Origin of the sequence: Acinetobacter sp. LCT-H3 (assembly GCF_001866125.1) — a bacterium.
Lineage (GTDB): Bacteria > Pseudomonadota > Gammaproteobacteria > Pseudomonadales > Moraxellaceae > Acinetobacter > Acinetobacter schindleri.
Map to the genome: position 1 here is coordinate 31,427 of NZ_MODX01000021.1, position 22,578 is coordinate 54,004.

The 22,578-nt window shown below is 40.7% G+C and carries 24 protein-coding genes; 14 read left to right on the forward strand and 10 right to left on the reverse strand.

What is annotated here, in order from left to right:
* Positions 1-243: 243 nt before the first annotated feature.
* The 11 genes from BK820_RS11260 (at position 244) to BK820_RS11315 (ending at position 7,672) form a co-directional block, all read left to right on the forward strand.
* Positions 244-480 carry a helix-turn-helix transcriptional regulator gene (locus BK820_RS11260; RefSeq protein WP_071320963.1) on the forward strand — a complete coding sequence of 79 codons (237 nt, stop codon included), beginning with the start codon at positions 244-246 and terminating at the stop codon, positions 478-480.
* A gap of 2 nt (positions 481-482) precedes the next feature.
* Positions 483-1,079, forward strand: a complete 597-nt coding sequence (locus tag BK820_RS11265; RefSeq protein ID WP_071320964.1) for a hypothetical protein — start codon at positions 483-485, stop codon at positions 1,077-1,079.
* Positions 1,080-1,083: 4 nt separating this feature from the next.
* Positions 1,084-1,299, forward strand: coding sequence for a helix-turn-helix domain-containing protein (locus tag BK820_RS11270; protein WP_004815246.1), 216 nt, complete (start codon positions 1,084-1,086; stop codon positions 1,297-1,299).
* Complete coding sequence (locus tag BK820_RS11275; protein WP_071320965.1) at positions 1,296-1,664, forward strand: hypothetical protein; 369 nt, start codon at positions 1,296-1,298, stop codon at positions 1,662-1,664. The genes BK820_RS11270 and BK820_RS11275 overlap by 4 nt, the downstream gene beginning before the upstream one ends.
* Positions 1,665-1,674: 10 nt before the next feature.
* A complete protein-coding gene (locus BK820_RS11280; protein WP_071320966.1) occupies positions 1,675-2,382 on the forward strand; it encodes a KilA-N domain-containing protein in 708 nt (235 codons plus the stop codon).
* Between the two features lie 18 nt (positions 2,383-2,400).
* The gene (locus tag BK820_RS11285; protein WP_171260615.1) at positions 2,401-2,628 is read left to right on the forward strand and encodes a hypothetical protein; all 228 of its coding nucleotides are present in this window, start codon (positions 2,401-2,403) and stop codon (positions 2,626-2,628) included.
* 337 nt (positions 2,629-2,965) lie between these two features.
* Positions 2,966-3,247, forward strand: coding sequence for a hypothetical protein (locus tag BK820_RS11295; RefSeq protein WP_071320968.1), 282 nt, complete (start codon positions 2,966-2,968; stop codon positions 3,245-3,247).
* A 2-nt stretch (positions 3,248-3,249) separates the two neighbouring features.
* The gene (locus BK820_RS11300) at positions 3,250-3,552 is read left to right on the forward strand and encodes a hypothetical protein (protein WP_071320969.1); all 303 of its coding nucleotides are present in this window, start codon (positions 3,250-3,252) and stop codon (positions 3,550-3,552) included.
* Positions 3,545-6,010: a DUF927 domain-containing protein gene (locus BK820_RS11305; RefSeq protein ID WP_071320970.1), complete on the forward strand. Its 2,466-nt coding sequence runs from the start codon at positions 3,545-3,547 to the stop codon at positions 6,008-6,010. Before BK820_RS11300 ends, BK820_RS11305 begins: the two co-directional genes overlap by 8 nt.
* 332 nt (positions 6,011-6,342) lie before the next feature.
* Positions 6,343-6,669 (forward strand): single-stranded DNA-binding protein, encoded by a 327-nt coding sequence (gene ssb, locus BK820_RS11310; protein WP_071320971.1) that lies wholly within the window; start codon positions 6,343-6,345, stop codon positions 6,667-6,669.
* Between the two features lie 145 nt (positions 6,670-6,814).
* Positions 6,815-7,672, forward strand: coding sequence for a KilA-N domain-containing protein (locus tag BK820_RS11315; RefSeq protein WP_081409060.1), 858 nt, complete (start codon positions 6,815-6,817; stop codon positions 7,670-7,672).
* A 675-nt stretch (positions 7,673-8,347) separates the two neighbouring features.
* Here the strand turns inward: BK820_RS11315 and BK820_RS11320 are convergent.
* The 8 genes from BK820_RS11320 to BK820_RS11355 form a co-directional block, all read right to left on the reverse strand.
* Positions 8,348-9,355: a hypothetical protein gene (locus tag BK820_RS11320; protein ID WP_071320987.1), complete on the reverse strand. Its 1,008-nt coding sequence runs from the start codon at positions 9,353-9,355 to the stop codon at positions 8,348-8,350.
* A 111-nt stretch (positions 9,356-9,466) separates the two neighbouring features.
* Positions 9,467-9,988, reverse strand: coding sequence for a hypothetical protein (locus tag BK820_RS11325; protein ID WP_071320972.1), 522 nt, complete (start codon positions 9,986-9,988; stop codon positions 9,467-9,469).
* Positions 9,989-10,320: 332 nt separating this feature from the next.
* Entirely contained in the window at positions 10,321-10,827 is a 507-nt protein-coding gene (locus BK820_RS11330; RefSeq protein ID WP_071320973.1) for a phage-derived protein YdaY family protein, read from the reverse strand.
* Positions 10,828-10,977: 150 nt separating this feature from the next.
* Positions 10,978-15,168: a tape measure protein gene (locus tag BK820_RS11335; RefSeq protein ID WP_071320974.1), complete on the reverse strand. Its 4,191-nt coding sequence runs from the start codon at positions 15,166-15,168 to the stop codon at positions 10,978-10,980.
* Positions 15,169-15,534: a phage-derived protein YdaY family protein gene (locus tag BK820_RS11340; RefSeq protein ID WP_071320975.1), complete on the reverse strand. Its 366-nt coding sequence runs from the start codon at positions 15,532-15,534 to the stop codon at positions 15,169-15,171.
* Positions 15,531-15,779 (reverse strand): helix-turn-helix transcriptional regulator, encoded by a 249-nt coding sequence (locus BK820_RS11345; protein ID WP_071320976.1) that lies wholly within the window; start codon positions 15,777-15,779, stop codon positions 15,531-15,533. Before BK820_RS11345 ends, BK820_RS11340 begins: the two co-directional genes overlap by 4 nt.
* 61 nt (positions 15,780-15,840) lie before the next feature.
* Positions 15,841-16,590, reverse strand: coding sequence for a hypothetical protein (locus BK820_RS11350; RefSeq protein WP_071320977.1), 750 nt, complete (start codon positions 16,588-16,590; stop codon positions 15,841-15,843).
* Positions 16,591-17,091: 501 nt separating this feature from the next.
* Positions 17,092-17,343: a hypothetical protein gene (locus tag BK820_RS11355; RefSeq protein WP_228715839.1), complete on the reverse strand. Its 252-nt coding sequence runs from the start codon at positions 17,341-17,343 to the stop codon at positions 17,092-17,094.
* Between the two features lie 551 nt (positions 17,344-17,894).
* Between BK820_RS11355 and BK820_RS11360 the strand changes: the two genes are divergently transcribed.
* Entirely contained in the window at positions 17,895-18,191 is a 297-nt protein-coding gene (locus tag BK820_RS11360; RefSeq protein WP_071320978.1) for a hypothetical protein, read from the forward strand.
* 856 nt (positions 18,192-19,047) lie between these two features.
* Here BK820_RS11360 and BK820_RS11365 read toward each other — a convergent pair.
* Entirely contained in the window at positions 19,048-20,250 is a 1,203-nt protein-coding gene (locus BK820_RS11365) for an MFS transporter (RefSeq protein ID WP_458645923.1), read from the reverse strand.
* Positions 20,251-20,367: 117 nt separating this feature from the next.
* Entirely contained in the window at positions 20,368-20,634 is a 267-nt protein-coding gene (locus BK820_RS11370; protein ID WP_071320980.1) for a metal/formaldehyde-sensitive transcriptional repressor, read from the reverse strand.
* Positions 20,635-20,690: 56 nt separating this feature from the next.
* On the opposite strand from BK820_RS11370, the gene dmeF reads away from it, so the two are divergent.
* Entirely contained in the window at positions 20,691-21,638 is a 948-nt protein-coding gene (dmeF, locus tag BK820_RS11375) for a CDF family Co(II)/Ni(II) efflux transporter DmeF (RefSeq protein ID WP_071320981.1), read from the forward strand.
* Between the two features lie 123 nt (positions 21,639-21,761).
* Entirely contained in the window at positions 21,762-22,448 is a 687-nt protein-coding gene (locus BK820_RS11380; RefSeq protein WP_071320982.1) for a DsbC family protein, read from the forward strand.
* The last annotated feature ends 130 nt before the right edge of the window (positions 22,449-22,578 follow it).

The following is a 22,578-nucleotide window of genomic DNA, read 5'->3' on the forward strand; positions in this document are numbered from 1 at the left end:
AAACTAATTTTTATCGGATTGCCGATAGTGGTAAGCGGACTTACCTCTTAGGTAAATAGTAGTTCAAACATGGCATAAGTCAACATATTGTTTACGAATGGAAGCATTCTTTGTTAGTCTTTGAACATATTGAATAGCTATTAACTAATTATATCTAATTAATAAAACTTAGTTTTTTCTCTTGTAATTAATTTCTATTTCTTATTTTGTGTCTAGGCATTTCCAATGTTGGAGAATGTTTAGATGACTTTATCTAAAGAACAAAAAATCGAAAATGTACGCCTGATCCGCCGTAAAGAAGTGCAGGCCAAAACAGGCTTAGGTGCATCTTCTATTTACGCAATGATGCAGCAAGGCACATTTCCCAAAGCTATCAATATTTCCGAGCGCCGTGTTGCTTGGATTGAATCTGATATTGATTTATGGATTTCTGAGCGCATCAAAAGCCATAAGGCCACCATTGCAACGATGGAGGCTTAATCATGGAAATTACCCTACAGGATGCAATCAGCATCACCCAGCAGGCACAAAGTAGACTTGAGCAGATCTGCCGTGAAGTAAACCGCGAACAGATAAAGAACCTTTTTATTGATGTGTCCGATTTCACGTGTCTAGCCCTTGAGTGCTTCACTGATGAGGTTAAAACAGAAGCCAATACAAAACAGATTGAGCAGGCAATTGACCTACTCGACCATGTTTCTATCCGAGCTTCTGAACTGGGCCGAGAAGTATTTTTAAAGCCTTATTCAATTGATGACTACCTAAAGGCCGAGGCTAACAAGCTAAAGACCTTCACACAATTGGTACTTGATGTATTGAGTATTACAAGCCCAGCCGATCTATACGCCTATGCACTTGCATCCTACTGTCCGACTGGTGAAGCAGATCAGGAAGCAGACCTCATCGTAAGTGATGACCCTATGAAGTTTTTAGAGATTCGGGGCTTTAGTGTAACAGTCAAAGGGCTACGTGAAGAACGCGCTGACATGATGAAACATGCAGATGCTAAGGATGTTTTGATAGTTCATATCGGAACCATTCACAAGCTAACTGATGCACTGGCAAAAACAGGAGCATAAGAACATGAATAACACCCAATTAGAACAGATTTTAGAACACCTCAAGCAAGGTAAGAGCATCACACCAATTGAAGCACTGGAGCAGTACGGCTGCTTTCGTTTAAGTGCGGTTATCTTAAAACTACGTAAACAGGGCTATGACATTGTGACCCATCATGATCGCAATAGTTCAGGCATTGGCACCCATGCACGTTATGAGCTTAAGCAGGTGGCAGCATGAACGAATATGTAAACCCTGAGTTTTTCAAAGCCTTCGACCACTACAAAGCAATGCTGGACCAGTATGGGGAACACCACCCCATCACTGAGCAAGCCCTCATTTTGACAATGCACTATACGCCTGAGCATATCAAAGCGGAAATGCACCAAAAGGCCAAAGAGTTAAACCTACTGCCACCGCCAAGCGGTTACACGGATGACGGCGAACCTATGTACCAGTTAGAGGACATTGCAAAGCATTTCGGCATTACTTTTGAAGAAGCGGAACAGCAGTTATTGCAAATGATGAGTAATCGTCAAAAGGTTGGGTTACCCAATGACGGCGTTTTGATTGATTCAAATATCCATATCAACCGTGTGCAGTGAGGGCGTTACTATGAAAGGTTTAATCATCTCTCAATACAATGGCCAACCACTCAGCTTTAATGAAAATGGCTGGTTTAATGCTACAGAAGCAGCAAAGCGATTCAACAAGCGTCCTAACGACTGGATTAATTTGCCTGACACTCAGCGATATATTGAGGCATTAGTTAAAAGAGAAAAGCAAAAAAGTGATACGGGATTATCTGGTATCACAAATTTTATAAAAACTAAGAAGGGTAATTCTAGTTCTTTTACCCAAGGTACATGGCTTCATCCCAAGTTAGCAGTACGCTTTGCCCAATGGCTCGATATTGATTTCGCTCTTTGGTGTGATGAGCAGATCGATCATTTACTTCGCGGCAGCCATCCAATATTTGATAAACGCCGTTTACGTCACCAGGCTGCTGCAACCTATAAGGCAGTATCAGCAGTACTGCAATTGTCTAGACAACAGCAAGGTAAGGAAACTAAACCTCATCACTATATGAATGAGGCGAGGCTTATCAACTGGGCTATGACTGGTCAATTTACTGGGCTAGATCGTGACACGCTTTCATATGATGAACTGGATTTGCTGGCAGAGTTAGAAGCCCAAGATCTAATTTTAATTGGCTCCCAATGTACCTATGAGCAACGCAAAACAGCATTAAATCTATTTGCTCAAAACTTTAGATCTAGTCGCCCTGTATTGTCTCACCAAACAAATGTCCTGGAGGCCTAAAACATGAAAGATATCGTAATGGTCTCTTACCGGATCAATGATGAAATGGATACTGAAGCGGACTTAATCGTAACTGGGGAGGCCTGTAGCTTTGTCGAATTAATCTCTATTGGGGATGGGGTGCAGGCAATCAACGAGGGTATGGACCAGCTTATGAAGAATCCCAAAGCGAAAGATGTATTGGTTCTTCATGCCGGTAGCTTACAACGTATTTGTGACACGCTTATAGAGGGGTTTGAAGCATGAAAAAACTCTCAACCAAATCATTAAAACTATCTTTTATTCCGATAAAGACAGTTTTTCTTATTGCACTACGAAAATTTCGTAGTTATGATTGGCTTGTTCACCCACATGGTGAATTAGCTTTGACAGGCTATAAATCTCAACAGGCGTACTGTCCGAAAGGGCTTTTTTTGTGCGTAAAATCTCTATGCGTTCGCATCTCAATGGTGAAGCTGGAGAGGGACACATTTATGTGTGCAGGTCACCTGTTGAGCCTGTCTGTCAACCCTTTTCAGCTTTGCCACCAATTATTTGACAGTAATCGGCAAGGCTCCTTTAAATCAACAGGAGCGCATTAATCATGCCTACTCAAATCAAAAAAACCTACAACCCATCTCTAGGCTATACCAGTGCTTTTTTTGCACCCCGTGCCGAAGCAAATTATTTAAATGCCCAGGATGTTGCCTATGAATTGGTGGCAAGTGCAAAAGATATTTCGATTGCTACTTTTCAATGTTTTGAGGGTGGCAATAAATTAATGATTAAAGCGGAAATCGTTGCCAATCTTATCGCTGAAATTCAAACAAAATTGGAAATGATCGAGCGGATCCTGCCTTTAGCTTTCGAAAGTGAGGAGGCGTAATCATGTCAAATCAGATCAATTCTACAAATACACCTAAAAAATACGATGCTGGTGATTTGGCTGACGTGTATAGCGAAATGCTGGAACGCAGTGAATCCATCGGCTATATGCTGCAAGTTCTGCAAAATGAAATAACCCTACTGCCAAAACTCACAGGATTGGAAGAAGTCTATTTTCAATCAATAACGCGGTGTTTTGGTGTACTTGAGCAATTAAGCTACGACAACATGCAGAAATTGGCACAGGGCGAGAAACGACTGAGTGCAGAATGGGAGAAAATGAAAGGGGGTAGCCACAATGCTTGATTATGACCACCCCGAAGAACTAATAACACCCGAAGCTATTTTAGCTGAATGTGAGCAGCTTGTATCGTTTAATGATGCCTATTCATCACATCCATTAATACAGCGTTTTGGCAGTCCTGAGCATCCGATCCATATTGATACTGGCAGTGTAGATATAGACGGCGTTACTTATGAGCAGCCTTTGGTTATGCCTGTCTATGACGGGCAAATGGAGCTTGTTCAATGCGCTGTCATGCAAGATGGGCAGCGCGTGGCTGTCGTGCCTGATGGACTGGCTAAAGGTTTTGCAAGGTATGGTGATTTTGACCATACCCAGCCTGTCGTTATTACTTATAGCCTGGAATCATTCTTCAAGGTCGCACAGACTGGGTACGCCGTTGTATTGGTGCTACTGCCTACTTTATGTAATAAACACCAGGTAGAACTCAAGCCATTTGACTTTGAGCAAATCCAGTTTGTCATTAACCAGCTGTCACAGGCAGGTTATAAACAGCTTTACCTACCTGTCAGAATTGAACAAATGCACCTTGAGCCATTTAAAAAGCTGGAGCACAGTACGGCAGTTAGGCTGCTATGCCAGTATTTAAAAATGGGTATAAATGAGTTCGAGATTGGATTAAGCCAAGATGAAAGCGTCAGTGAAGTACTGGCGTTTATTGATGAAGCGATAGAGGCTTTACCTGAAAAGACCAATCTACCCAAAGGACATTTAGCCAAGCCGTTCAAGATGGATGACAATTCATTTTTGCATATCATGGACAGTGGCCTATATCTGATAAAGGAAAAAAGGGATGATGATGGCGAAGTTAAGCAGACACGTACCTTTATTTCTCATTCTGCAATCATTTTGGGTGAAGCGCGAAGCCAGAATAATGACAACTGGAAGCGCGTCATTCAGTTCTATGATAAGGACAATACCTTGCACCGCCTACTTATCCCTTATGAGCATTTCATGGGGGAAGCGCAGGAAGCCTTAAAGATTATTGCCAATCATGGGCTAATGCCCCCGCGTCAAGCCTACAAGAAAAATGTATTCATCAATTACATTCAGGACTACCCAATAGAGCAGCGTTTTAGGTGTGTAGATCGGGCTGGATGGCATGGCTACTGCTTTGCTACCCCCAATAAAACCTATGGCAATAGTGAAGATGAGGAGCTGTTATTCCACACTGACAGCAAAAGCCCCTATACCGTTTCGGGGAGTTTTGAAGAATGGCAGGAACTTAGCCGACTCATTGAGCCTCATTCATTGGCTGTATTGGCATTCTCATGTGCCTTTTCTGGCCAGCTTGTAACGCCACTGGCTATAGAAAGCGGTGGATTTCACATATATGGCACATCCACAGACGGGAAAAGCACCATCACCAAAGCATCATGCAGCGTGTGGGGCAATCCTAAGCATATATCCAAGTCATGGAGGACTACGGATAACGCACTAGAGAATGAAGCCGAATTGAGAAATGACAGCTTTTTAAACCTGGACGAATTGAGACAGGCCACCCCTAAAGCCGTGTCGGATATTGTCTATATGCTTACAGGTGGACAAGGCAAGGCCCGAAGCACCAAAGCAGGCAATAACAAAGATTCCAAGCAATTTGGCCTGATGTACACATCCACAGGGGAAATTACACTGGAGGACCATTTACGCCGTGGCAACATTGAGCTTGATGCAGGCTTATTACTTCGTTTTGCTCACTTATCCAGTGATGCCGGCAAGGGCTACGGCGTATTTGAATGCATTAACTATGGCAGCAATTCAAGTGATGTGGGGAACCGGATCAATGAGCTGGCATCAAAACATTATGGATATGCAGGCATCAAATGGCTTGAGTACCTGACTACTGATAAAGATGCAGTAATGCAGCAGGCCCAGAAATTACTAGACAGCTTTGTTGAGCAGCATACCCAAGCAAAGAACGGACAGGCCAACCGTGTTTTACGCCGTTTTGCATTAGTGGCCGTTGCTGGAGAGCTGGCAACATTAGCAGGTATTACAGGATGGCAGCAAGGACGCGCATTTGAAGCTGTAGCACAATGTTTTAATACTTGGCTGGGTAGTCTAGGTAATGGCGAGAACATGGAAGAAACAAAGATTCTGGAGCATATCAAGGCATTCTTTGAATCGAACGGAACTAGCCGTTTTGAGGACTTAACTGTAATCAGACAGGCAGACGGTGAAGTTATCCGCCCACGGATTCATAACCGTGTTGGCTATTACGATCCAGAAGGCAAGCACTACCTTGTATCGCCGACCATGTTTAAAAAGGAAATGTGTATAGGTATGAATGAGGCGAACGTCAAAAAGGTATTGATTAAACATGGCTGGATTAAAGAGTTTATTGAGGGAGACAAGAAGCTATATGTGAAGAAGTCCAGCAATACCCTACCTGATGGCACACGGCCCAGAATGATGCACTTTAGCATTGAGGCTATGCAGCACTTGGATAGCGAAATCTGAAAATAGATTTTATTGGGTGGACAAAGTGGACATGGTGGACATAGAGATAATATTTAAAGTTAAGACATTGTTATATATAGATATTATTATGTCCACTTTGTATAAATATATATATTTTAATAGGTGGACATAAGGTGGACATGACTTAAGGCACATATATCTTGTCCACCTACTATGATTTTAATGTCCACTTTTTTTATATATTTTTTTTCCTATGAGTGGACAGATTTAATTATTTAAAATCATGCATATATAAGCGAATGTCCACTTTGTCCACCATGTCCACCTAAAATTACACATATACAAGTACAAGCATATTAAGAGATTGAACAATGCCAAACGTAAACAAAGTAACTGTGATGGGTGTATTAGGCCGTGACCCTGAAACAAAGCAATTCCCCAACGGTGGCAGCATTACGACATTCAGCGTTGCAACTACTGAGTTTTGGAAGGATAAGACCACAGGCGAACGCAAAGAGGCCACAGAATGGCACAGAATCACCACCAGCAACCGCTTAGCCGAGATTGCTAGTAAGTACCTCAAGAAAGGCGGAAAGGTTTATATCGAAGGCTCATTGCGTACTAGGAAGTGGAAGGACAAAAGCGGATCAGAAAAGGAAATAACCGAGATTCGAGCCGATGAGCTGCAATTGCTTTAATTACTACCCCGTACCCTGATTTTAGCCAAAATATGCCCATGATAATGAATAACTAGCTGAACAAATGCAAAGTGTTTATATTCTATTGAATAGATCAATTTATTTAGCATAATTTATTGAGTAATACATAAATTTGGAGAATTTTGTGGCCCAAAGTAAAAGAACTATTTTAGTAAACAATATTGAAATTTCTGTTTCATCCGTTAATGAACAAGACTATATCAGCTTGACAGATATGGTTGCAGGTTTTGAAGGTAGTTCAGCGCTTATAGAGTCATGGCTTAGAAATAAAGATACCATTGAGTTTTTAGGTGTTTGGGAACAAATAAATAATCATGATTTTAATTCCCTCGAATTCGAGGGAATTAAAAATCAGGCAGGCTCAAATAGGTTTCATCTATCTGCAAAGCGTTGGATTGACTCAGTAAATGCTATCGGACTTGTCTCTAAAGCTGGGCGTTATGGGGGAACTTATGCTCATAAAGACATTGCATTTGAATTTGGTTCTTGGCTAAGCCCTGAATTTAAACTCTATTTGATTAAAGAGTTTCAGCGTTTAAAAGAACAGGAAGCTCAAGTCAATTCTATAGAATGGCAGTTCAATAGAGAGTTAGCAAAAGTTAACTATCGGATTCAAACTGATGCAATTAAAGAACATATAGTTGACTCATTACCAAAACCAAAACAAGGATTTGTATATGCTAGTGAAGCAGACCTATTAAATATGATTGTATTTGGTCAAACAAATAAGCAGTGGAAAACAAAAAATCCGAATTTACAAGGTAATCAACGAGACCATCATTCAACTATTGAAAATACCTTACTAGCAAACCTAGAAGGTCAAAATGCTTTTTTGATATCTCAAGGTTTGAGTCAGGCTGAGCGTTATAAACAACTAAGCTTAATGGCAGCATCCCAACGGAAAAGCTTACAAAATTCTCCAGCAATGAAAAAATTAGAATCTCAATCTAATTTGCCGTTATTAAAAGATATAGATAAATAGTAAATATTTAAAAGCAGCCTCCTTCACTGGGGGCTTTTTATTGGCTGAATGGTCATTATCACCATGTAGGCACCCCCCTTTTTTATGGACTCCGAAAATTCGAAATTAAGCCAATATGAACTGCTCAAAATGCTCTTTCATAGGATTGTTTCGCAAATGCTGCTTTATGCCAAAAATGAGCTTTGGATTGATTTAGATCGGCACAGTCTAATTAGATAAAAATGCTTCTTTCATAGGGTTTGTTTCGCAAAAGACATAAATGGAATAATTACCCCCTGTTTTGTCGTTCTACGTCGTACAAAATCCGTATCAGTACGTATCAGTAAATGGCCTTAAATTATTCTTTACGGCGCTTATTTCGTTTCCTTGATGTGCAACCAGTAGAAAGACCATCAAAACAGCTTCAAAGCTATATGCAGCAAGGTTTACCGTTTCTTGACGGTTGCTTGATTTCATCAAGGTACATCAAGGTAAATCCCTGGGTTTTGTATAGCTACGTAAAGAATTTTGACCTAATTTCTTGTTTTACAGCACTACATTAAAAAGACCATCAAAACTATGCTCAAAACTAAGCACAGCAAGGTTTACGCCGTTTTTAAGGAGTACCTATCTTGTATGACTACGTATAACAAAAATGCCCCTATTTAGGGGCAACTTTAAAGACAGCTAGACTGATTAGGCGTATAGGATTCTTGTTTGAGCAGATCTGCTTAGATTAACAAACATATTGTTCTTATCAACTGGTTCTACGATCAATCCCAAGTCTGCAGCGACCTGTTGAGCATATTCACCGATTTTGTAGAAATCAGTGTTCTCTACTATGCCTGTATCTACCTTGCTTTTTAATGAAGATAGCATTTCATTCAAAGTGCTTATCACGTCATAAAGCTTATGTGAGCTTACTTCATCGCTAATAATGGCATCATCCTTGGTGGACAAATCGCCCAAATAGTAGGATGAGTATTTAAATAAGTCTAAGACTAATATTGCCGTATTATTGAATAAGGTAAGGAATCTTGAATTCTCTGTACTCCCTAAATACTCCCTGAATACTTGCTTTATGGAAGCATCAAATTGATTCATTACATTTAAAAGAATAGACTCATATCTATCCTGCTGATCAGATCCGATCATATTTGCCCAACCGCATACTTGGTATTCGTCCCAGCATGTAAAGGATACTAAGTGCATAAACCCTTCCCAGTCATTTTCAAACCTATCTCTGGTCAACAATCCGGGAGAATTTTCAAGCATTTCTTGGTACCCAAACACATGACAAAACTCATGAAATAAAGTATGGAGGAAATCACTCACTACCCTATTCATATCTTCTTGAGAAACCGGTCCAGTATATTCTTTTAAAAAGTATTCGAGTCCAAGATGCCTGCAGTTCACAATAATGTAATTTCGACTGTAATCTCTATCAATATGAGTAAGTGTCATTGCAATTCCCACCGCAGCGCCACTAGACGGAGTGAGATAGTCATTAAAGGATTTCAGTTCTTGTAGGTACTCTTCATCCCCTATTGCAAAGGAAAGGCCTTCTAGAGTTGAGATATCGATAAGTTTCGAAAGCTCAAAAATAGATTTATTAAAAAATGGACTGAGTTGATCTACTAATGATTGATTAAATCCAATTAGCTTGAAACTAAATCCTTCCTTTAAAGAACTCTTATTTTCCATTTTTCTATTTACTCTTTGGTAGTGAGGGAAGTATCTAATTAATAAGGACCAGTCTAAGATTTGAGCCTTGAAAATCATCTCGAGATTCTTTTTTTATTAATATCAAGTAGATTATTGAACCCTATCAAGCAAAGCTTTCAATGTAGTAATAGGCTCAGAAGCTACCCCCTTTACAGAGTAAAAAGACCCTTCCCTATATCCATCCGATATAGTTGATACACGATATTTAGCATTTTTCGCCTGCACTAACTGTTGCAGGTAATCGACTGGGATTATCGCTAACGCCGTAGTATTGGATAGACGCCCTTGTCTGCTCACTTTATTAGAAAGAATATCAACATTAAATTCAGTTATATTTCCATCAATATTGAAGGCTACAGACTTAATATTCGTTGCTGCATCGCCATAAAAAATAGATAACCCTACATTTTCTGGCGCAGTGCTTGTCCATGTGCCCCCGAATGAAACAAAACTTAAAGCTGTTTTCTTATTATCTACCCATGTACCATACGGCTTCACAAAACATATAGTTTCATTATTAAAGCCACTCACCTTGCATTCAGGCTCATATTTATTTTTAGCTTCAACCTGTACGGCGAGCATTAATAAGCAAATTACTAATATTTTTTTCATGTGAATACCCTCTTATAAATAAACACAAGATACTAATTCCCTGTAGAAAAAGAAACCAACCTACGCTGATTTCTTACTCATCTTCTTATAAGCCTCATCAATAAACCGGTTATCCAGATCAAAGATGACAGCATTAAAAATATAACGCTCTACTGGTAATTCATACTGCTCACAATAGGCATTCAGATCAGCAATGCTTAAGGCTAGTGGTGTGCCTTGCTCATATCTACGTGAGCGTGAAATGACATTGTAGGCTTCAATTAATGCGTTGGCTGTATAGCTATACTCAGGTCTTTTGACTTCTTCTGGCGGCTTTCTGCCTGTCGCTTCAGCTATTGCTCGTTGCTTTTGGTTGTGCTCGCCCGCTTCTTCTTCACTGGCGAACTGGAGGTATTTGTAGAGTCCTTGGACTTTCCCAATACTTCATCTCGATAGCTATTTGCTTCGGATTGTATTTGGTCAGACTGTGCTTTCACAAATGCCCAGATTGCCACACCGATGTCACCCATGTTGAAAAGCTTGGTTGCATTCTCAGGTGAACATTCCGGTTCAATTTCCTTGCCATCCTCAACAAAGACAACACCTTTCCAGTCGGCTACCAGGTGACATGCAGCAGCTTCAAGCAGCAGCTCATGATAAAGCTTGTCATCACTACCAGCAGTCGCCACATCATAACCCTTAGATGACAACTGATTTCGTGCACGTTCAACCGCTACCCGGTAAGCTTTGTAATCAGAGCCACGAATCTTAAATTCAGCTAATACATTTCCCTCGCCATCTTTATATTCTTTCCAAAGCGCGACTTCTTTGCTTTGTTGAATTGCTACTTTTAAGGTCATATTTATTCTCCAAGAAGGACTGCCCGAAGGCAGTTTATTTTTTACGATTAATCGGGGTTTTTTAAATCATTAATATGAAAATCAAAAAATTTTTCCACCATCTCAAGACTTAACTTTCCTTCCGGTTCGCGATTCTCGATCAAGTGCTTTTCATTTCCAGCCTTGCCGTCCAGCCATTCTAAAACGCTTTTCGATTTTGGCATCCATCATTGCTTCATTCTGTTTACGCATTTCCTGAAGGTAAACTTTAAGCTCATCACCATCCCACTCTGAAGTTGCATTAACCTCCTTTGTGGTTTGATTGATAATAGTGACTTTAGGTTGAATGACAGCTTTTCCACCAGAGCCACCCGAATTAATCGCATTCACAGCGCCCATACCGACACGGTGGGTATCTCTAGCAGCATTAATACCAGCTACACCACCATTCGCATAACTACCATTCTTGATGGATTTTCTCAGCCCTTCAAAGCCTTGCGGACCACCAATGGCCATCATCTCTTCTTTAGTAAGAACACCTTCCCACTTATGAACGATACCTGCCGGTTCATATTTACCGCCATAACCAGTGAACCCTCCTTCAGCAAAGCCTTTAGGGGTAGCAGCCTGAATCAATGAAACAAATGTTCCAGATTCTAAAGTTGCTATTGCAGCTGCAGCAGCCTTTTGATACCAAGTTCCTGGCTCATTCGCATAAGCATCAGATGCGGACTTCCAGACGTTCATACCTGCCTGAGCAAGAGCGAATGACCGCTGTGCTTCATATAAAGCACGATATGCAGATGATGACTCACCAAGCATCGCACCAAACATTCCTGAAAGTGCGCCTGTTACCTGTTGACCATAACCAAGTTGAAGACTATAAGACGAAGCCTGATAATCGGATTCAATAGCTGTCATCCGGTCGTGATGCGCCTGCCAAATCGCTTCACGCTGCGCTGCAAGTTCCTCCATATTGGCATTAGGATCTTGAGCGGCCTGATCCACTTGACTCATTTGCGCATCAAACACATCCTGAGAAGCGTCATATCGGCTAAATCTCTGTTGCTCCAAGCTATACCGATCGCCAGTGCCATTCATTTCAGCCTGGATGCCACCCCATTGCTGAACTGCATTATTTAAACGTCTGCGATTTTCTTCCTCCTGCAAAGCTTTGCTTAAGGCAATTTCACGCTTTTTCTGGTCTTGGCTTAATTTGGAGTTTAGGAGAATCTGCTCGCGCTCCAAGCGGTAGCGTTCTTGTATGGCTGCGGTTTCGGACATAAGAGCTTCACGCATTTGAAACAAGCGAGTCTCCCACGCAAGAACCACAAAAGCCTTTTCCTGCTCATACTGTTCTTTAAGTGCTTTCTCGAAAATCTTCTTCTGATCTTCTGAAAACTTACCTTCAGCTGTTAGGCGTAGAACATTGGTGTCATAAGTGTATTGAAGCTTCCTTTCCTCAGTCCACTTATGACCCTCTACATCAAACTCTTGTTGGAGTTTGGCCAGTTTGTCTTCTGCGTCATATCTTTCTTTAATTTTAGGAATCAAATCATTTTGACTAAGAATAGTTGCCTGTAGAATCTCTTCATCACGTGCCTTGCTGCGGGCAACTGCTTCGGTATCGTATTGAGATTGAAGCTGTTCAATTCGATCCAGGAGGTCTTTACGTGCCTTGTATGCCTCATCGTCATACTTGGCCAGATCCTTGATTGAACTAAGGGCGTTTTCTGGGTCACCTCCTAGAATCTTATTTAGGGAGTTGTAGTAATTGTCTTGGCGAGCCAGGTTTTTTGCAGCCTTGTCTGAACCAATGTTTTTACCGTTGTAATCCCAGGCAATTGCATTTTTACCAAATACTTTTTCAAGCTCTCTATAACTTGAACTGTCTCCAAGTAATGCATTTTTGGAAGGGCTATATCTCTTTTCAGTCATTATCTCCTGAATAAAGAATTTGGCTTGAGCATTAAGCGCCTCTTGAGTCTGCTCAATATTGCCCTTTTTATCCAATACACCCTGTCCTTGAAGGTATTGAGTTAAAGACTTCGAACGTGAGCCCTGCCAAGAAATCATGCCTGAGTTGGTTTTTCTATTTGCAGCATCCGTATGACTGCCGAATAGGTTTTTATTCAAGAAGTCACCTTCTCGACCTACCTGGGCAGTTAAGACTCGTGCCTTAACATCATCAACACCAGCATTTCTAAACGCCTGATAGACCTTAAGCATGTTTTTAGTCTGCTCATTGGTCCCTGCCATGATTACAGCCTGTTTCTCAGCTAATTTGGCAGATTTCTCTGCCTCCTTGTTTTGCTCTCTCTTGGCTTGGGTTATTTCATCCTCTTTATCTTTGACAGCATCAAGGGCATTTTGTGCCTGGACAATCTGGCTAATTTCTTCAGTGGTAACGATTGCAGTTACGCCGTCACCCAATGCTTTTTGCTTGGCTTCCTGAAGTTTATTAATCTGATCAATGGTTTCTTTGGAGAAGCCTAGATTCATATAAGCAAGACGCTCATTTGCACTTAGAACATCCTGGTGCAAGCTATCAAAATAATCCTTTTGAGCTTTAGCGGCTTTTTGTGCTGCAGATTCATTCTCTTTTAACTCTTTAGTATTACCAGCAATTTTTGGCGAAGCATTCTGTGCCGCGTTACCAGCTAGTTTGACCTCAACTCCCAATACTTTTTGAGCTTCAGCATTTTTCTGAGCTTTCTCTCTGGCTTCATCGTAACTGTTGATTAGATCCAGGCCTTGAGACTTCTGTTCTGGAGTAAGTAGCTTGAGCTTATTTAAACGCTCAATGGCATCTGCCTGTGACATAAGTCCTTTATGTACCTGGTCAGAAATTTCTTTAACTTCCTGATTGCCTTCATTGGCATTTTTAACAGTTCGGATAAAGCCATTGAAAGCCAGATTCAGCTTATTCAGCTCTTCATTCTGGGCCTTAAACGATGTGGCAAGGTCATCTTTAGTAACATCGAGCTGGACACCCTTTAAAGCAAGAAGTTCTTCTTTGGTCTTTTCAGCAACTTTGCCTTGCTCTTCAAGTTTTGCATTCGCTTCAGCTGTGCGCTTCTGCAGGTACATATAGCCTGCTGCTAAACCGGACACTCCTAAAGTAATGGCACCAATCGGCCCTCCTACCATTCCAAGCAGCATAGTGGCACGAGACCGAGCCTTATTATTGATTTCCTGAGCCAAGGTATCTGCATTGGTTGCTGCTGTGTGTGCTGCCGTAGCTTGTGTGGCCTTTGCTTCAAGTGGAATAACGGTTGCCTGGACATAAGCAAGACGCTGTATACCGGTCATACGTGCAGCTGTGGCTTTAGCATCTGCCAATTGCATCTGTGTGTATTGAGCAATAGAGGCCGTTCTTCTTGCTTCAGCGGCAGTTAATGTAGCTTGTGCCTCCAATTCAGAAAGTAAGCTATTTCTCTTTGCTACAGAGGCAGCGATAGACCCATGTGTAGCTATCGTTTGGGTAACAATTGTTTTAGTTAACATTGCTACACCGCCCACTACGGCGACATCTGCAACCAGATCGAGATTTTTAGCAAGTACACCGATTGATTCAGCAAGAATAGTCGCAGCACCGGATCCAGATGCAGCTTCACCTACAAATTTAGTGACGCTGTCACTTAGCACGTTGAGTGATTGTCCAACCGTTGTATCTGTCTTATTGAACAACTGATCAACACTATCACCAGCTTTTAATAATGCCTTAGTGATAACTTCGCCTGTCAGCTTGCCATCAAGCATCATCTGACGCAGTTCGCCCCGAGTCACATTCAAACCTTTTGCCATAGCACTAAGTAAACCGCCAGCACCATCAACCAAGCTGTTATATTCTTCAGCACGAAGGATATTACCATCGAGTGCCTGACCATACTGAAATAAAGCTCCTGCTGCTGATTCAGTTGAAGAGCCACTGATTGCAACCGCTTTGGATGTAATCTCAGTTAGACGCGCCGTTTGAGCCTGAGTCAGGTTTAGAGTTTTAGCGTTAGACATGTATTTGGAATACACATCATTGACTGCACTCCAGGAGGAAGCTGACCGTTGAGCAATAGCAAAAGTGTCCTGCATTGCTTGATTCAGTTCAGCTTGTGAATTGGTGACGAGCTTCAATTTGTTATTAATGCCTGTATAGACATCCATCTTATTGATAGCTGCACCCACCGTCACAATGCCGGCCATCTGTCCTACAAGCTGACGAATCCCGACTGACACTGCATCCATTGACTTAGTGGCATATTCACCATGTGTGGTGATGCCTTGCAGCTCCTGTCTGACCCTTTGTGCTGTTTTTTCAGCGCCTCTAGAGTCGATGACAATTCTTAATTTAGATTCTTGAATCATTTAGACCCCCTCACCCATTTCTGAGTTCAGGCTAAATGCTGAAGTAACGACCCAACCAAGAATTTCTAAACCCAAATTCCCCATAAGAAATAGCTTCAAAGCATTCTCAGGCGAATAATTTACATTTACCACTTCACCATTCTCTTTAAAGGAGATGTTTTCCCAGTCTGTAACCAGGTGATGACTGACTATCTCTGCAAATTGGTTAAAGAAGTCGACGGCTGAGAGGTCCCGGCTTACAAGGGTTAAATTAACCATAGCCAATGAATATTCTGGATTGTTTAGGGGCTTAATTTTGAATCGTGCACTATCTTTTGAATTCTGGTCTTTAAAAACTAGCCATTTGCTACAAGAGGTATTTTTCATGCTGATACCCCTGTATTACGTTGTTCTTTTTTAGTTTTTAACCATTGTTCCAGCTCCTCAACACAAAAAAACACTGGCGATTGTTTAGAGTCGCCTAATTTAATTTGCTTTGGAAAGGTAGGGTCTTTTAATTGGAGTTTTCGTAAGCCATCAACACTTAAGCTTAGTCGGGAGCATGTTTCTGATTTTTTGATTAACACTGGAGTGTACCTTTGTGTGGCTTCTTTTAAAGCGGTACATCCCATTATTCACATAATTATTTTTTAAAAAATGGAAAGTTATTTTTGCCATTATCAGATATTTGTTTTATATGGATTTTTTTGTTGAAATAAAGGTGTACTTAGAAAAAATATGTTTATTTTCTTCCGTCCATTTTGTACTCATACCTGTTACGACAAAGCCAACTTCAAAGTGCGGTAAACGAATAAAATCAATACCCAGATTTAATTTCTCATAGTCATTTTCCATAGCTTTGATATGTGCCACAAAGAGGCGACTATCCTGATCAAAAATCTGATTAGCTGTTAAATTATTATTTTTAACTGCTGGATTTTCTTCATTAACATTAAGAATAGTTATTTCATCTTCGAGCCCAAGGATATCTGAGGCCCAAAGATGAGCGACTGTTTTATATTCTCCCCAAGCATTCTGCAGAGACTTTAAAGACCCTTTGCTCTTGTACTGTTTTAAGCTATCTCTGTCCTTCTTCATATTCCACTCTTGGAACATGTACTTTGCTTTTTCTATTACTGGCTTTTCCCCTTGTGCACTCATGGCTAAAAGATGAATCAACATTGATCCAGCCGCATATCCACCACTATGAATAGCTTTCCAATTACTTGGGATATTTGTCTCTAAGACATATTTCATTAATTCTTGTTGATTAATATTTGTAGAAAGATTTTGCTCATTTAAAAATTTAAGAAGATTTTTAGAAAAATATGCTTCTCTTACTTTTGGATCTGATGGAAACAGCTTGTAGGCATTAAGCTTTAGACAGGCAACAGCAATAACAATATTCGGATCTAACATCGAACTATCAAAATCAATAATCATCTGTTCATACCTGCCATAAGCTGCTTATTATTTCCTAGATCTATTATACCTGGTATCTGGTTTTATGAGGTTCTAAAGAAGGGTTTTGTTGGGTTTGAACCTTATCATTTCCTAACAGGTACGCCGTATTAATGTCAGGTTTTGACAGGTTCGGTAGTTGGGTTTTATTGGGTTCAAATGTCAGGTTTATATTTCAATTTTTATGGATAGGTCCCAAAATTATGACCGTATATCCCATGTCCGTACTTTTGATCATTTTATATACCTGGACCATGTTACTACATCAAAAAAATGCTGTTACCACATCAAAACCTGTATATCTGATTTCCTGTTACCACATCAAAATCGACAGCCTTATGCCATGTTTCGACCAAATAAAAAATATAATTTTATGTCGATATTCTTAGTGAATTATCTTGATCATATTTGAATGGGTTTAAATAATCATTAAAAGCATGAAGCATGGCACAAGGTTGTGTATATTTGAGGCATTAGAAAAGTTCACAATAGCGGGCTTTCATTATCCACCACAACCTCATTCACATAGTCATTCAGCCAGTAGTTTTTTCGCCCATCTTTCATAGGTAATTTGATGCGGCCATCTTTAATACGGGCATACAACTCTTTTTGAGATATATTCATTCTAGTAGCAAACTCTTTTGTTCCGATCCGGTAATATTCTTTTTTGGCCAAAGCTTTTTCTAAACTTTCAATCTTTGAAAGGATAGCTTGCAGTAATTCAGTATTGCTCATATTAATCTCCTTATGCCATTAGCTTAATACTTGTATTGGCTTTTGTTTTTCTCATTTAGCAAATAACGCTGCTTAAATAACAAGTTTTGAAAAGTCCGAGCAGCAAATGAAAAGTAGTATTTTGTAGTAATGGGGCTGTTCTAATTTCATGTTTTATCAGGTTCTCAATGTCAGATTGTGACCTTAGCATTTCTTAGCATGTGCGCCGTCTGTAGCTATAGGTTTGATAGGTTCAGACTAACATTTACTAACAGGTACGGCGTTTGGAATGTTGAATTTTGCTAAGTTCAGACCATAACAATTGATAACAGGCACAACCGACAATCTAGCCGTAATCCTGCCGTTCTAAATGTGAGGTTTTGTGAGGTTTAAGCTTTGACTTGATCAAAAGGTGCATCATTTATAAAACATAGCTATATGGAGCAGTCAGGGCGGTTTTATGCATATCCTGAGTAACCAGTTCAAAGTGTTTGAATGTCAACAAATGTCTATACCCTGGGCAGTTTTAAATATTAGGTTTTATAAGGTTTTTAATCGATTGGAGAGCTAGAATGTTTAAACAAAAGTATGTCATCACTGTAGAGTCTGAGAGTCCGCCAAAAATATGTCTTGGGGACTCTATCTACGGCGCTACAGTTATTGCAGTAGAAGTAGAACAGTATCCTGATTTGGTTGATCTAGCATGGCTTATGAAAAGATTTCCAATATCTAGACAAGCACTTTCTAAAAGGTTGGAAATATTTAATATGGGAGTTGGGAGGAAAAAGCTTTATGACCCAAATATTGTGATTCCATTTCTTAAGACAAAATTAAAAAATCGTAGAGGACGACCAAGGACAAATTTTTAGCTTTTTGAACGTTAAGTTTAGATAAGTTTTGCGCTTCTTCAATCGCTTTTAAAACTGAAGTTTTCTGTAGTAGTGATGAACTACGAAAGTTTCGTAGTAGCTCAGCGTAAAATTGCGTTCAGCCGTAGAAACAATAAGGTATGGTCAAGATGACCACCCCCCGAATTTTTGGGACTGATAATTACACGACTGGCACTGAGTGAAAATTTCCGTTAAGTGGGATATATCAAAATGCGAGTACCTTAAAGTTACTTACAAAAATTTTTTGCACATGACTATCAGGTACTCACAAAGATAAGCTCAAAGTTGAGCGCATCTATTAACTACATTAAAAGTGTAGTAGCGGATCAGGAGCATTCACTTAATTTGAGGATATAGGCAATCTTGCTCACATTTGAAAAGTGACCAAGTGACTTGCTCAACCACTTGGACGGCTAAGTTAATTCGATATTTGAAATGCGGATTTAAAATCTGAAATTTTACTGACCACTATCAAAGACGGTTGGTGAGTAGCTTAAAGATACTCAGTGAATAACTGACTAGCTCAAAGATAGTTAGTGCAGATTTACGCTCCACCAAAAAGTGGAAGCCAAAAAAGAACATCAAAAGTAATATGCAGTATAAGCACCACAAAAAAGAGGAGCTTTATAATTCGATCATTAAGAACCTGAGCCACCAATAAGGGGAGCAGCTAAAAAGTGCCTAGTGGTTACATAATCAGTCACCTATTAGGCACTAGGTTTTAATTTAAATCATAAGATATTAATTTATATTAAAAATATAATTGTAATTACATTCTGTATTGGAAAATAATCTTCAAGATATATAAAAAGCCCTCCATAGAGGGTTTTTTATATCAGCCTTTTACACACAGTTTCTGATGTGATACCCAGAGAACTACACATAAAATACTAATCACCGCACAGAAGCTGATAACAGCAAAACCCAAGCCAAAATGATCGGCCAGATAACCCACTGCAATAATTGGCACAATTGTGCCTAAATAACCCACAAACAGATAGGTCGACATGACTGCGGCCCGATTCTGTAAGGTTGTGATCGCATGAATCACACCAAATGCGCCCATCAAGGCAAAACCATGTCCAATTCCAAACAGAATATCACTGACAAAAAATAAGATGCTCGTTTTGAGGAGCATACACAGTGCAAGACTTATCAGACTCGCAAACATAATGATCAAACCAATATTCAGACATTTCTTTGCAGCAACCGCTTTAGCAAAGAACTGCACCATGGCAGAAATCAGCAAAATGCAGGTGATGGCGGTACCACTGACTAGAGGCCCATGCCAAGGCAGAATATCCTGCAGAAAAGAGGGTGACAGTGAGGCAAATAAACTAAAGGCAGCAAAGGCACAAAATGCGGTCAAACCCACGATCATAAACAAAGCATGATATTGAGGCTCAGGACGCAGTAATTTCGGTGCAATACTAAAGGGCTGACGTTCAAATGCTGGCACTTTTAACCAGAACAAGCCAATAAAACATAGTACTGCCCCCCAAATAATAGGCAGATATGGAGTGATCAGTGGCATCTGAGAAAACTGCGCAATGATTCCGCCGACCAAAGGACCCAAACCAAAGCCAACCGCAGTCAGGATTGATACCAGTTGCGGCGCAAACTGCTTATGACTCTCTGGAATGGTTTGTATCATGCCAATCATGGCAGAAGTGGTCATGAGACCTGAGGCAATCCCGATAATGAAACGCCCCACTGATAAAATCACTGCATTGTCTGCAAAGACGGAAATGATTAAGCCTAGACTGATAAATACCAAGCCGATTTGTAAGGTTCTTAAAAAACCAATACTGTTACTGGTTCGTCCCAGAAACAACAGAGTGCCTAGACAGCCAAACATATAGGCGACAAAAATATAAGTAATCTGGCTTGGAGATAGATGCCAAACCTGTTGATAAATAGGGTAAAGCGGACTGGCCAGTGCCGTGCCGATAGTCCCCATAATCAATGTAAGGCTAACCATGGCGAATGGTTGCCATGTGGTATTTATTGTCATGCTGCTGCCATAGAAGTTCAACATCACGCTTTCAGAAAAATGATGTCGAATAAAAATTTGAATGGAAAGCAGTGTATCGGTTAGATGAAAAAGCGGTCAATTATCTTGCTGTAAACAAAACGAAAATATTCGGCAGAAAAATCAGCTATAACGCTTGAGCAATTTTAAAAATTCCTGAAGATCCTGTTCATTGACAGCTTCTGGATCTTTGATTACATGCTCTCTAAGGTGCTCCTCAATCAGTTCATTCATCAGACCATTCACGGCCCCCTTAATGGCAGCGACCTGTTGTAGCACATCAATACAGCTGGGTTCTTGTTGTGTCAGTGAGGCTTCCACCGCATGAATCTGACCTTTTAAACGCCGTACACGATTTAATATTTTTTTATCTTCATGCAAATGACTCACCACAAGTCTCCAAAAATAAATATACTAAGGGGGAGTATATAAATAAGACCACTCGAATGCAAAACAATACCGCTCCACAGCACAACCATCAGTTTGATCAAGGCAATCCACTGGCACAAAAGAAAATACTGCTCGCCACAATCCTGACTGCCGTGATGATGGTATTTGAGATTATGGGTGGCTGGGTCTTTCAATCCATGGCCTTGCTGGCAGATGGCTGGCATATGAGTTCCCATGTCCTGGCCTTGGGACTTGCCTTTGCCGCCTACAAAGCAGCACGTCATTATGCCGATGATCCTCGCTTTAATATGGGGACCTGGCGCATTGAAATTCTGGCAGGTTATAGTAGTGCCATCATGCTATTGGTGATAGCGGGCTTTATGGCTTTCCATTCGATTGAACGCCTGTTTGCTCCGGTAGAGATTCACTATAACGAAGCCATTCCTATTGCGATTTTAGGTTTATTTATTAATCTGGTCTGTGCCTGGTTGCTGCATGATGGTGGACATGAACATGCTCATGGGCATCACCACGATCATGAGTATCATCCTAGCCATTCTGACCATCAGCATGACCTGAATCATCAGGCAGCATTTATGCATGTAGTAGCAGATGCCCTGACTTCAGTCTTTGCCATCATAGCCCTGCTTGCCGGTAAGTATTTCGGCTGGGATATTCTGGATGCTGTGCTCGGGATAGTTGGCTCAGTTCTGGTCGCACGCTGGTCTATTGGTTTATTGAAACAGACTGCCAAAACCCTGCTGGATGCCGATATGGATGCACCGGTGGTAGATGAAATCCGGGAAGTTATTGCGGAATTTGGTCCTTTCGTAAAACTGTCTGACCTGCATGTTTCCCGCGTTGGGAAAGGAAAGTTCGCCTGTTTTGTGGCGCTGGAGACTACGCTAGATTTAAGCCCTGATCAGGTACGCGACGCTATTTCTATTCATGAAGAAATCGTGCATATTTCTGTAGAGATTAATCCGGTTACTTCTATTTCATGAGCAGTTTATGTTCCACGTGAAACATTAAAAATACTAAAACATGACAGTACATAAATCATCTGATTTTTCTGCATAAAACGCATAGAATCAGCACTACTTTACTCTGACATGAGCAGGAGATTCATGCTGAAACCTATCCTACTGCTGGCCATGACGGTATTGGCTACGAGCCTTAGCTTTGCCGATATCAATACAGTCAAAGCTAACCTGGCCAAACATAGCCCAGACCTGAAGATTGAAAATCTTCAGACTACTGAAATGAAAGGGATCTATAGTGGTTCTATGGATGGACAAGTGGTTTACCTGAACGAGGATGCCAAGCATCTCATCGGTGGGTCTATGATTCGCCTTGCCGATAAGCAAAATCTTACCCGGGATCTGGTGCTGAAACAGAACAGTATCGACTGGAAAAAGCTGCCTTTACAGGATGCATTGAAAACAGTAAGAGGCACTGGCAAGCGTCAGCTGGCGATTTTTTCTGACCCCAATTGCCCCTATTGCAAACAGCTTGAACTAGAACTTAAAAAGCTCAATGACGTAACTATTTACACTTTTGTTCTGCCACTGAAAGCGCAATCTATAGCTCCTTCACGACAGATTTATTGTGAAAAAAATCCGGCTCAAGCCTGGGATGATCTGATTAGTAAAGGTATTCAGCCTAAATCTGGCAAACGCTGCGCCAATCCGGTAGAACGCAACTTGGCCTTGGCTAAATCCCTAAATATTCAGGGTACCCCAGCAATTATTTTCTCGAATGGTTTTAAAGTCATGGGTGCCTATCCAGCTGAACAGATTGAAAAGAGATTCTGACAGAACTTGGTCTTTAATCTTAACTTTCGCTTGGTCATCTGAAGGATATTGAGAGCAGAAGCTTTGAATTGAATCTTTAAAAACCCAGCAATAAAAAAGCACCCGACAGGGCACTGCTGTCCCATAGTTT